The sequence below is a fragment of the Deltaproteobacteria bacterium genome (assembly GCA_016933965.1).
Classification (GTDB): Bacteria; Desulfobacterota; Syntrophia; order Syntrophales; family UBA2210; genus JAFGTS01.
Window position 1 is genome coordinate 1 of record JAFGTS010000015.1, and the last position, 12,399, is coordinate 12,399.

Annotated in this window: 11 protein-coding genes; 3 read left to right on the plus strand and 8 right to left on the minus strand. The window is 56.7% G+C overall.

All coding sequences use genetic code 11. The features are described from left to right. A partial coding sequence (locus tag JXO48_03670; protein ID MBN2282967.1) for a 1-acyl-sn-glycerol-3-phosphate acyltransferase occupies nt 1-254 on the plus strand: 254 nt, incomplete at its 5' end. Between the two features lie 60 nt (nt 255-314). Here JXO48_03670 and JXO48_03675 read toward each other — a convergent pair. Beyond that, nucleotides 315-908, minus strand: coding sequence for an HD domain-containing protein (locus JXO48_03675; protein ID MBN2282968.1), 594 nt, complete (start codon nt 906-908; stop codon nt 315-317). A gap of 220 nt (nt 909-1,128) precedes the next feature. Between JXO48_03675 and JXO48_03680 the strand changes: the two genes are divergently transcribed. After that, nucleotides 1,129-3,102, plus strand: coding sequence for an ABC-F family ATP-binding cassette domain-containing protein (locus JXO48_03680; GenBank protein ID MBN2282969.1), 1,974 nt, complete (start codon nt 1,129-1,131; stop codon nt 3,100-3,102). A gap of 15 nt (nt 3,103-3,117) precedes the next feature. On the opposite strand, the gene JXO48_03685 is transcribed toward JXO48_03680, so the two are convergent. Then, a complete protein-coding gene (locus tag JXO48_03685; protein MBN2282970.1) occupies nt 3,118-3,852 on the minus strand; it encodes a hypothetical protein in 735 nt (244 codons plus the stop codon). Between the two features lie 51 nt (nt 3,853-3,903). Beyond that, the gene (locus JXO48_03690) at nt 3,904-6,267 is read right to left on the minus strand and encodes a PAS domain S-box protein (GenBank protein MBN2282971.1); all 2,364 of its coding nucleotides are present in this window, start codon (nt 6,265-6,267) and stop codon (nt 3,904-3,906) included. Nucleotides 6,268-6,684: 417 nt separating this feature from the next. Between JXO48_03690 and JXO48_03695 the strand changes: the two genes are divergently transcribed. After that, the gene (locus tag JXO48_03695) at nt 6,685-7,083 is read left to right on the plus strand and encodes a YjbQ family protein (GenBank protein ID MBN2282972.1); all 399 of its coding nucleotides are present in this window, start codon (nt 6,685-6,687) and stop codon (nt 7,081-7,083) included. A gap of 5 nt (nt 7,084-7,088) precedes the next feature. Here JXO48_03695 and JXO48_03700 read toward each other — a convergent pair whose 3' ends face one another. The 5 genes from JXO48_03700 to rfaD form a co-directional block, all read right to left on the minus strand. Further along, nucleotides 7,089-8,147 carry a PHP domain-containing protein gene (locus JXO48_03700; GenBank protein MBN2282973.1) on the minus strand — a complete coding sequence of 353 codons (1,059 nt, stop codon included), beginning with the start codon at nt 8,145-8,147 and terminating at the stop codon, nt 7,089-7,091. Beyond that, the gene (locus JXO48_03705) at nt 8,144-8,803 is read right to left on the minus strand and encodes an endonuclease III domain-containing protein (protein ID MBN2282974.1); all 660 of its coding nucleotides are present in this window, start codon (nt 8,801-8,803) and stop codon (nt 8,144-8,146) included. Before JXO48_03705 ends, JXO48_03700 begins: the two co-directional genes overlap by 4 nt. Before the next feature lie 53 nt (nt 8,804-8,856). Further along, entirely contained in the window at nt 8,857-10,296 is a 1,440-nt protein-coding gene (locus tag JXO48_03710; GenBank protein ID MBN2282975.1) for a DegQ family serine endoprotease, read from the minus strand. Between the two features lie 90 nt (nt 10,297-10,386). Then, on the minus strand, nt 10,387-11,193 hold the full coding sequence (locus JXO48_03715) for a fumarylacetoacetate hydrolase family protein (protein MBN2282976.1): 807 nt from the start codon (nt 11,191-11,193) through the stop codon (nt 10,387-10,389). 148 nt (nt 11,194-11,341) lie between these two features. Further along, a complete protein-coding gene (gene rfaD / locus JXO48_03720) occupies nt 11,342-12,319 on the minus strand; it encodes an ADP-glyceromanno-heptose 6-epimerase (GenBank protein MBN2282977.1) in 978 nt (325 codons plus the stop codon). Nucleotides 12,320-12,399: the final 80 nt, after the last annotated feature.

The following is a 12,399-nucleotide window of genomic DNA, read 5'->3' on the forward strand; positions in this document are numbered from 1 at the left end:
CGTTCAAAAAGGGTGGGTTCGCCACCGCTATGGATATGGGGTTCCCCGTGCTACCCGTCACCGTGAACGGAAGCAGGCGGATACTGCCGAAAAAAAGCACCGTGTACCATTCAGGTCCGATAGAGGTGGTCATCGATGAACCAATTGATATTGCTGATTATCTTCCGGATCGTATCGACGAACTCCTGGAACGGACCCGCTCCGTGATCGTTTCCAACTTCAATCCCGAGTACCCCTCCCGCAGGGGACCGTAAAGAGGATGACGGCAACCGATACCGGCCGGTCTGTGTGGTCATTCCGGCTGAGCGGAGCCATCAGGGGGACAGGAACCCTTTGGCAACGGCATCATCGATAAGCGTGGAAACAAATTCCCACAGGAGCGGAGCGGCTTCTTTTACCGGAGAGATCCGGTTCATCACCTGGGGACGGGTGATGCTGTTTTCACGCCACATCCTGCCGCCGGTGCAGTAATTGTGGATAACCGGCTGCAACCGGTCGAGAGCGGCGGCAAATTGTGATTCAGCGGTCCGGCCTTCCTCGAATTCCTCCCAGAGGCCGCGGAATTCCCTCTCCTGGTCCGGCGGAAGGAGGGCAAATATCCGGTCAGCCGCCTTCCGTTCCCTTTCCGGCCGGTCCCGCCCCGTTTTCTCGTCATAACAATAGGTGTCGCCAGCGTCGATCTCAACGATATCATGTATCAGGACCATTCTGACAACCCGTTCGACATCGAGGTCCGGCGAGCGGGAATATTCGCGAAGAAGTGATGCCATGACGGCGATATGCCACGAATGCTCCACGGAATTCTCCCGTCGGCTGCCATCGGTCAGGAGCGTCTGCCGGTCGACCCCCTTGAGCTTGTCGATCTCTATGCTGAACCGGACCTGCTGTTCCAATCGTGATGCATTCATCGTCCGTCTTCCCCGTTCCTTCCTTTCTTACAATGCACCATATACCGAAAGGGCCTTAAAATCAATGAAGGCGCCCCGGAGGTGTGTCGTCCCCAGCCGGCGCGGCCGTATCCATGGGAGGAAGACCGGCGATTGACATATTGACCTGCCGCCCCACTTAATGATAAGGCACAATGCCGTTGCCAAAATCTCCACACCCGGGGCGGAGCGTTCACCGGTAATGATCGAACTGCAGAACATATCCAAACAATATGGATCAAAAATACTCTTTCGTGATGCCTCTCTCCGCATCGCCGACGATTCCCGCATCGCCGTGGTCGGTCCTAACGGGTCGGGGAAATCGACACTGCTCAAGATCGTTACCGGACAGGTCGAAGCCGACAGCGGAGGTATACACCGGTCACGCTTCACGAACACGGGATACCTCCCCCAGGACGGCATCTACCACCGGGGAAGGACCCTCTACGAGGAAGCGGAAAGGGTATTTCAGGAACTGCAGTCACTCCAGGCCCGGCTCGATAGTATCAGCCGGGAGATCGCCGCCCGCTCCGCGACGGAACCACCGGGTTCGGCCCCCCTTCAGAAGCTCATGCGTGACATGGAGGAAGCTCAGCACCTCCTTGAGCACCGTGATGGATATCAGAGGGAGACGCGGATCCGAAAGATCCTCTTCGGCCTGGGCTTCACGGAAAAGGACCTGCACCGGCGGACGGAGGAGTTCAGCGGGGGATGGCACATGAGGATCGAGATCGCGAAGCTTCTCCTGACGGAGCCTTCAGTGCTTCTCCTCGACGAACCGACCAACCACCTTGATATCGAGTCCCTTCAGTGGATAGAAGAATATCTCACGGGATACCGGGGCGCGCTTGTTCTTGTGTCACATGACAGCCGTTTTCTCGACAATCTCGCCGGCAGGGTAGTGGAGATCGCCCTGGGCGGGCTTACCGAATATCGGGGGAATTTTTCCTCATTCCTGAAACAAAAAACCGAACGGACCCGCATACTGCAGGCCACGTACGATAATCAGCAGCGTCTCATCGAAAGGACACAGCGGTTCATCAACAAGTCCCGCGCGGACAAGAAGCGCGCCCGCCAGGTTCAGAGCAGGATAAGGATGCTGGACAAGATGGAACGGATCACCGTCGAGGAATGGGAAAAGACCATCTCCTTCTCGTTTCCCGAATCGCCGCGGGCGGGACGGGTCGTCATGTCCCTTGAAAGCATAACGAAAGCTTACGGTTCCGAGGTGCTTTTCAGAGATCTGTCCATCCAGGTGGAGCGGGGAGACCGGATCGCCCTTCTGGGAACGAACGGTTCCGGCAAATCAACGCTGGCCCGCATCATGGCGGAAACGGAGCCCATACAGGAAGGCTCGGTACGCCGGGGGCATAATGTCATAACGGCGTATTTCGCTCAGGATGTGGCCGGTGATATCAATCCAGACGGGACCGTCCTTCAGACCGTGCAGGAATGCGCCTCCGGCATATCCCCGGGAGGGCTGCGCTCTCTTCTCGGAAGTTTCCTGTTCAGGGATGATGACATGACGAAACCCTTCTCGGTCCTTTCAGGAGGAGAGAAAAGCCGTCTCGCCCTTGCCAGAATGCTCCTGCGGCCGGCAAACTTCCTCATCCTGGACGAACCGACGAATCATCTCGACCGCCAGTCAAAACAAGCTGTTCAGGAGCGTCTTCTTTCTTTTCCCGGTTCCTACATCATCGTATCCCATGACCGGGATTTTCTGGCGCCCCTGATTAACAAGGTTTTTTCATTGAAAGACGGGAAGCTGTCCGTCCATCACGGTTCCGTCGACGACTATCTCGACAGGATGCATCGCGAAGCCTCCTCACTGCTTCTTCCCGAACAGACGCAGGTCACCTCACCGCCCACGCGGACCGACAAAATCAAAAAACGGGAGGACGCGCTTCGAAGACAGGAGCGATACCGCCGGTTGAAACCACTGAAAGATTCTTTGTCGACGGTGGAAAGGGAGATCGCCGCGGCCGAGCGGCGCAAGGAATCCATAGAGTCGACCTTTTCTGATCGTTCCATTTATGAACGTGAGGACACGCTGCGGGATCTTCATGTCGAGCACGCAGAGGTCACCGCCCTGCTGGAAACACTGTACGGTCGGTGGTCGTTGCTCCAGGAGCAGGTTGAACGCATAGAATCAGAAGAGCAGGGTGAGACGCCGTGACGGCGCAGCAGCATCTCATTGCCCGCCGAATTTCCAGTCAAAATATATAAATCCGGTCTGCGGGTCCAGCCAGCTTGATCCACCCGAGGGGCCGTTGAGGGAAGAGCGGAGCCCCCGGAGATTTCCCGCGGCAACGTCGCCGGCGATAGTGAAATAATTGATATCGGCCCCGATGGAAACGACATCGGGAAGGAACGGTCGTCTCCGGGCATCCGCCGTGGGTGACGGAACAAAAACCGGAATTCTGGTAACACCCGCATCAGGGGGCGTCATCGACCAGCGGCCCAGGCCGTGAACCGGCGCGTCAGGTTCCGGCACACCAAGAGGCTCCGTTGAGAGGTCTCTTACCTCTACGATCCATTCCCGGGCCCGTTCCGGGGTCAGGGAACCTCCTCCCTGCTGCTTCATGGCGCTCCAGGGCACCGAAAGGAACATTCCATCCGTGGGATCCATTGGGATTTCAGGGGAAAAGACACCCCCGTACACACTGTCTGGAACAGGGTAGCCCTCCGGAAACGGCAGGTGCGTCATTCCACCCCTATATACGCCGATGCCGGTCCGCGGAAGGGCAAGTTCCCGGTCTGCGGTGAATTCCTCGAAAAGCGGCGAGATGACCACTTTCACCGTCGAATCGGCGCTGGGCATGGTCCCTCCGGCGTCCGGGACGGGACAACCCGGAAGCGCCGGCAAAAGGAGGCAGACCAGCAATATGAGCATTTCCATGACAGGGTACCGTTTCCCCCGTTTCATGACGGCACCTCACCGCCGGCCATGGATGGCCCTGGGTCCCACGGCCTGCATCTAAATCCTTCTTTTGTAGCTCAACGGCGTCAGCTTCATGGTCACGGTGGTCCCCTGTGAGCTCGTGATCTCAATGGTCCCCTGCATCTGCACCGACAGGTCGCGAACGATCTGTAATCCCAGCGCCCCGACAGTTTCAGGATCCACTCCGGGCGGAAAACCGACACCCGTATCGCGAACCGTAAGCACTATCTCTTCTTCCTTGTCGCCCGGGCCGACCGTAACGATCACTTCTCCTTCCCTGCCCCCGGGAAAAGCGTGTTTCAAGGCATTCGCGACAAGTTCGTTGATGATCAACCCCACGGGAACAGCCGTTTCTATGTCGAGATAGACCGCCGACGTTGACACGACGGGCCTGATACAGTTCGTGTTCACATGATAGAAATTAAAGATGCGCAGTATCAGATGGTTGATGTAGTCCCCGAAATCGATACGTGAAAGATCCCCGGCCTGATACAGTTTTTCATGAACGAGAGCCATGGCCCTGACGCGATTCTGACTGTCGAGGAACAATTCAGCCGTTTCTCTGTCGGCAACGCGCCTGGCCTGGAGACTCAGCATGCTGGCAATGATCTGCAGGCTGTTCTTCATCCGGTGGTGAATTTCCTGGAGAATACGCTCTTTTTCCTCGAGAGAGCGCCGTATATCATCCTCTCGTCTCGTTCGTTCCGTAACATCACGCGTGATACCGCGAAACCCTACCGGCCGGCCCCCGTCATTTTTCATCAGGGCGGCGAAGGTTTCAACATCACATCGACCACCGTCCTTTCTCACCAGCCCCCAGTTAAAAAGTGTCCCCGGTTCCCCCGTCCGATAGATCTTGTTAAAAACTTCAAATACCCTGTGCGCGTTCTCCTCATCCATGTATTCATGGTAGTTCAAGCCCATAAGCTCATCTTCCCGATACCCGAGCATCCGCATGAAAGCATCGTTGTAAAAGGTGATGTTCCCCGTCAGATCCACTTCATAATACCCATTGTCCATGACGTCAAGGATCGATCGGTACTTCTCCTCGCTCCGGTGGAGTTCATGGAAGAGGCTGGCGTTTCGCAGGGTCACGGCGAGATGCGATGCGATGCCTGCAAGCAGGCTCATCTCACTGAAGGACAGGGCCCGGGAATCTTCCCTGTTTCCAACCGCCATGATTCCCAGTGATTCTTTCTCATAAACGATGGGAACACAGATGCAGGTTCCCATAGGGGGATCATCGGACCAGGGCGGCACCGCTCCCTCTCCGCCTTCATGGGACATCAGGAGCGGTTCTTTGTTCCGCAGGACCCGGGCGGCGGGGCTTTGATCGTCCATTCCGGAGGAATTCGACGCACTCTCCTGAGAGCATCCGATCCATCGTTCCAGTTCCTGCCGGTCACCGAAACCGGCATGATACCGCAGAGCCTGTTCACGCTCACCAAGCAGCCAGAGGGTGCCGGCGTCATAACCGAGCCTCTTTTCAACGGCGCCCAGGACCGCGTTCAGCAACTCGTCCCTGTCGAGAATCATTGCCGTCGCCTTGCCGATCTCCTGCACAAGAAGGGCGTTATTATTGCTGTTCTGCACTTCGTCGAGCAACCGGGCGCCCCATTCCTGTTGAATATCGACGGTCACCGCGAGCTCTTTCTTTTCCATGCTCTCAACGCGAAGCGCGACGGCCCCGACACCGGCAAGGAGGAACAGAAGCAGAAGGAGCCACGGGACGAGAGGAAGGAAAAAGTACAGGGTCCCCGCGGCAACGCATCCCGCGGCGGCCGAAATGTTCCGCATGCGTTTCCAGACCTGCGCCTGCGTGCGCTTCCAGGTGAGAATATACCGGCAGTCGTTATCGCCATGATGTACACAGGAGGGATGTTCCACCTGCGGATAGGCCCCGATGAAGTAGCGGACCATGGATTCAAAGGCCCCCAGGCGGTGCTCACATTGATAGGGTCGTTTAACGACGCCCGGCAGCGGCGTCACCCTGATCTCAGCGCTGTTCCCGGAAAGCATGCGCGATTCCGCGCGGGCGGCGCGGCTCAGAAAGGGATAGATTTTCTCCACCAGAAGGCACAATGATGCGATATTCATCATTCCCAGGGTATACCGTCCGACAAGGCCCGGGCGTCTCATAAAGGCCAGTTGGCGGCCTGCTTCCCGGGCGATGTTCTCCTCGCCCGTTCTTTCCACCAATTTTTCATAAAATCGGTCCATCTGTTCCTGGCTGAACCAGCGGTTCCGGTCGGCTATTTCATCCCTGGTCATTCCGGCATGGTTCAGAAGTTCTTCCACCGGTACCTCGGGGTATTGTTCGGTGACACAGTCGAGGTAGTTCCGCATGATACGGCTGCTGTACAGTTCTGCTTCGACCTTCGGAGATCCTGATCGTTCCATGTTGATGTTTCCTCGTCGCGTTCGACCGGCACGCATTCCCATGCTTCAACATTCACGCCGGGGAGTACGAATATAGGCAATTTCACGGACCCTGGCAAGGTGATTTTTGGGTGACCGCCCGTATTGACAGTGAGACCCCGTCCTCCTATAATCAGCGAAAACGGACCTTCTCCTGTTTGGTTACAGGAAAGGTTTCGAGATTTCAAGGGGCCAAGGGGTCGAGTGAAAAACGGGAATGCGCAAGAATTTGAAAGTATGTTATACGTCATATCGATCATACGTGGATACAGGCATCATAACATAAAGTGTTTCCCTAAAAAACAGCACAGCCCTTGAAACCTTGAACCCATGACCCCTTGAACCCTGAAAAAGACAGTTTTTTCAGAGGTGAGCCTCAAAAAATGGTGATCTGATCGCATGAGACGAATCCTCCGGTTCGAAACGACCGCCCGCGAGCAGCTGGTGGACATAACGGAACAGGTCAGGGCCGTCACCGCAGAAGGCGGCGATGATGTCAGTCTCTGCTGCCTTTATGCGCTCGGCGCAACGGCGGCCATTATGATCCAGGAAAACTGGGACCCGAACATCAGGACCGACGTTCTGTCATGCCTGCGTTCGATGGTGCCCGCCGGCAGATGGATCCATGACCGCATTGACGGAAACGGTGATGCCCACATCAAGGCGGGCATCATTGGGCCCTCAGAGGTGATCCCTGTTCAGAGCGGACACCTTCTGCTCAGCACCTGGCAGAACATTTTTTTCTGTGAATTTGACGGCCCGCGTGATGTTCGAGAAGTGATCGTGACCCTGCTGTGAACTCCTCAGCTTTCCCTTTTCACGTAGACGGGATTTGAAAAGATCCAGGGCCGGTGTGCGCCGCGGGCCTTCAGGAACACCTCGACCCGGTAATTTCCATCCCCTGTGATCCTGTGTTCCAGTTCACGCCCGTCTTCCTGGCAACAGGGTTTCCCGTTCCTCATGACCCGTATTCTTCCCGGATACGGAACCGTTACGGACAGACGCGCCGACCGATCAAGAAGAAAATCGTCACCCATGAGCGCTTCCCGTCCCCCGTCATCGACGCGGAACGTGAAGCCCCGGGCCTCCCGGAAGTATTCCAGCGCGAAGAACACCCTCCCCCGCCTCAGGCATGCCAGAAGCGTTCGTATGTCATCGGCGTCCCGCCCCGAAAGGGGCGCGTCGGTCACGATATGGGTCCTGATGAAACGGAAGGCCTTTTCAAAGGGGAAAACTCTGAGGTCCAGGCCGAAAAAGCGGTAAATGGTACTGTGGTTGTCAAGTTCACCGATCCCAACGACCTTTCTGCGCCGGTTCAAATAATCCCAGCGGGACAGGGTGACCTTTCTCGGACCCCTCAGGACCCAGGCGGGAAAGAAATAGGCGGCAAGGGCCCGCGGGAAAGAGGTCAGTCCCGACTGCCAGTCGGTCATGAAATCCCATATCCCCATGCCCGTATATCCTTCCACGGACCAGTCCACCCAGGGGAAATGTTTCACGTGAAACATATCCGTTCCTTCATGGTCCGGGTGGGCGATGAATCCCATTCCGCCCGCTTGTGAAACTGCATCGATATATTCCTGAGGCGGCAGTTCCTCTTCCTCATCAACGACTATCGGATCGTCGAGTCCGAATGCGATATAGTGGTTGAACCGTGGGGATATCTCCTGTCCAACGATCAGCAGCACCGATTTGTTCCATCCCTCGCGGCCCCGCGCGGCGAGGGTCGAGTGATCCGTCAGCATCAGGAAATCGAGACCTGTTTCCCGCGCCGCCTCCAGGATCTCACCGATGGGAACCGTGCCATCGAAAGAATGATCTGAATGGAGGTGAACAACCCCGACGTAATCGCAGTTTTTCACAGCACCTCCTCACCGTTCAGTGGACAACCCAAGCAGCGAGCCCGTACGCGGCAGAAGAGCTTCGCGGTATGGACCAGCAGCGCGTGAAACTGATTATAGACCGAGACATCCGGCGGCAGGGCGTCCATGCAGAAACGCTGTATCGCTTCATAGGATTCGGATCCGTTTATCATTCCATGCCGCTCAAGGATCCTGCGGGTATAGGCATCAACGACAAAGACCGGCTTTCCTCCCGCGTACAGGAGAATGCTGTCCGCCGTTTCCGGTCCGATCCCGTGCACGGCAAGCAGTTTTGAGCGCAACAACGGAAGGTCTTCCGCGAACATGTTCTCGATGCTTCCGCCGTAGCCGTCGCGGAGAAATATCACGAATGCCTTAACCCTTTTCGTCTTAACGTTATAATAACCCGCCGGTCGTATGAGCTCTGCGAGGTCATCGGGGTCAGCCCGGTATATCGCCTCAACATCCAGCATCTTCCGGCCCTTCAGCCGGTGCATGGCGGCTTCTACGTTCTTCCAGTTGGTATTCTGGGTCAGGATCGCCCCCAGCGCCACCTCAAAAGCCGTTTCAGCGGGCCACCAGTGAAGGTCGCCGAAATGCCCGTTCAGAATGTCATAGATCCTCAGCAGGCGCGCTTCGGCGGATGTTCTTCTCATGAGTCCTTTCAATTCGCCGGTTATTCTCCCCGGGGGCGACGGTGAAGGTCCGTCTATTTTCGAATCACCACGAAGAACTTGGATTCCTCTCTCTGGATCAGCAGCAACACGCTGTTTTTCTTGATCGCCCGTGCCATGACGGTCCGGTAACTATCAAGAGTGGTCACGCGGACCCGGTTCACCTGCAGAATGATGTCGCGCTCCTGGATGCCGGCGTTGCCGGCTGGCCCCCCCTCTTCAACGGCGGTCACGATGATTCCCTCCGTCACCGGGATGCCCAGATGTTCCGCGATATCCGGGGTTATCTCCTGCACCGTCATACCAAGATACTGTTCACCCATATCGGTCCCGGCAATGATATCACCTTCCGAACGTTCCGATACCACTACATTCAACGTCTTTTTCTTTCCGTTCCGCAGCACCGTAACCCCGACCTCCTTCCCCACGGGAATACCGGCGACGATCATCAGGAGGTCATGGGTGTCGGTGACTTTTCTGCCGTCGATCCCGACGATTATATCACCCGTTTTGATGCCCGCCTTGTCTGCAGGATCTCCGGTGAACACGTCCGAGACAAGGGCCCCGTCCTTCGATTCAAGATTCATGCTCTCGGCGATATCGTCCGTAATTTCCTGAACCGACACACCGAGCCAGCCCCTGACGACCTTTCCCTTGTCCTTCAACTGGGGCAGTATGGCTCGAGCCATATCGACGGGGATGGCAAACCCGATGCCCTGTCCCTGGGCGACGATCGCCGTATTGATACCGACGACCTCTCCCGCGAGATTGAACAGCGGGCCGCCGCTGTTCCCGGGATTGATCGAGGCATCCGTCTGAATGAAATCATCATAGGGACCGGCGCCGATGACGCGGCCTTTCGCGCTTACGATACCTGCCGTAACGGTCTGCGAAAGACCGAAGGGGTTCCCGATGGCGACGACCCAGTCACCGACCCGCAGATCGGCCGAACTGCCCAGTTTCGCAACGGGAAGGCCGTTCTTCGGTTCGATCTTCAGCAGGGCCAGGTCCGTGTTCTTGTCCCGGCCTTTCACTTCGGCCTTGTATTCAGCACCGTCGGAAAGCTTCACCAGGATCTCATCAGCCTGCTCGACAACATGGTAGTTCGTAAATAAATAGCCGTCCTCGCTGATGATGAACCCGGAACCCAGGCTTTTCTGCTTGAACTGGCGCTGGGGCATGTTCCTGAAAAAACGCTCAAAAAAGTCATCCCCGAAATACCGATCAAAGGGTGATTGAAAGGGTGATCCGAAGGGGCTGATCCCTCCCGTCACGACCGTTTTCGTTGTCCTGATATTGACGACGGCCGGCTTCAGTTGTTCCACAAGATCAGCAAAGGACGAAGGGGTATTTGAAAGGAACGGGACCGCCGCTTGAGCGGTCCGACCCACGGTCGGCGTGAACCGATCCGTCGGGGAATCCCCGTATCCCGCGAGAACCCCGCAGATCACGACTACAAGGAACAAAACAACCATTGACGGGAGAGATCTTCCTCCCCACGGTACATATCCATTCATGCCTGGTCTCCCTTTTACGGAATAATTCGGTCCCACGGCGGGACGACGTTATGCTTCGGCAACGACCGGATTTGTCAGTTCTCCGATGGTTTCGATCGCCACCGTTACCTCATCACCGTTACCGAGGAATACGGGTGGCTCCCTCGTAAATCCCACCCCCTCAGGCGTCCCCGTCAGGATGACCGTCCCCGGAAGCAGCGTCATTGACCTGCTCAGGTCGCTCACGATCGTGGGAATGGAGAAGAGCATGTCCGATGTCATCGAATCCTGCATGGCCCGGCCGTTCAGAAATGAACGTATCCGCAGTTTGTTCGGCTCCGGGACGTCTTCCCTGGTCACGATACAGGGACCGAGGGGACAGAAGGTATCAAAGCTTTTACCCCGGGCCCACTGTCCGTTCTGCTTGCAGAGCTGCCAGTCGCGGGCGCTCACGTCATTGGCGCAGGTGTATCCCAGGATATACTCTTCCGCCGATTCCGGCGACACATTTTTTGCTCTTTTACCAATGATAACCGCTAGTTCTGCCTCATAATCGACTTCGTCGGGCCCCGCTTTCGGCAGGACGATCGGCGATCCGTGGGCAATGACGCTGCTGGTCGCCTTGATGAACACTACGGGCATTTCCGGGTACCGTTCATGGGTCTCTTCCGCGTGTTTGCCGTAATTCCAGCCGAGACAGAGAATGTTGACCGGGTCCAGGGGCGGAAGGATTGCCTTCACCTGTTCGATCCGGTCCGTCTCGGTTACTCCCGTAAAGAGATCCCCCGAGACGACACGGGCCTCCCGCGCCGACCCTGAATCGGCGATACCGTAAACGGCGTCACCCGAGTCGGTCACAAATCGTATCAGTTTCATCTTTCGAGAGATCACCTCCTCATGCATGTTGCAGCGATTATAATCCTTGGGATGGTAATTTTCAACCTGGCTGAGCGCACCCGCGCCGCGGGAAGATCATTCACGAACCCGGAGGACGGCGACGGGAGCGGCCGTGACCGCCGTCCCGTCACTTTTCAAGGGTCTTTTCCCCCGCCGCGAGATAGGTGCCGACATAATCGGAAGCGGCATCTTCGAGAGAACGGAAAACGACAGGGCACCCCGCGGCCCGCAGCTTTTCAAGAGGGGCCTCGGTAAAGTACTGGTATTGATCCCGGATCGATGCCGGCATGTCGATATATTCGATATGAACGGGTTTGTTCAGGGCACTGAAAACGGCTCCGGCAAGGTCGTTCCAGGTCCGGGCGCGGCCCGTACCGAGGTTGAAGATCCCCGATATGGTCCGCTCCCGCAGGAACCACCAGATCACATCGACACAATCCTTCACATACACGAAATCCCGCAGTTGCTCACCGTCGTTGAAGTCAGGCCGGTGCGACCGAAAGAGTTTCATGCCGCCCGTCTCCCCTATCTGCGACGCCGCCTTGTGAACAACGCTTCTCATGTCCCCCTTGTGATATTCATTCGGACCGAACACGTTGAAAAACTTGATCCCCACGAAGCGCTTGTCGAGACCGTTTCTCAAGACCCACAGGTCGAACAGCTGCTTCGAATACCCGTACATATTGATCGGCTGCAGGACGGGTGTCACGTCGTTGTCGTCGGAAAAACCGCGGGTCCCGTCACCGTATGTGGCGGCGCTGCTGGCATAGAGGAAACGGACATCGTGCGAGGCGGCCCATTCGGCCACATGTCTGCTGTACCGGTAGTTGTTCTCCATGAGGTAATCGGCGTCCCGCTCGGTCGTTGATGAGCAGGCCCCCATGTGAATGATGGTCTCCACGGGAAAGGGTACGCGGTCCGCCAGGATCATATTGAGAAAATCCTTCTTGTGAAGGTATTCGGCATAGGTCCTGTTAACGAGATTTTTCCACTTGCTTGTCTCCCCCAACCGGTCGACGATCACGATATCTCCCCGTCCCTCGTTATTCAGTTTCCATACGATGGCGCTTCCGATAAATCCGGCTCCGCCGGTCACCACGATCATAAGCGTTCACTTCCTTGTATGATTTTCATTCTCTTTTCGGCAGTTGCCCAAATATCTTTTGGCCTGCCCGGCCCCTGCCG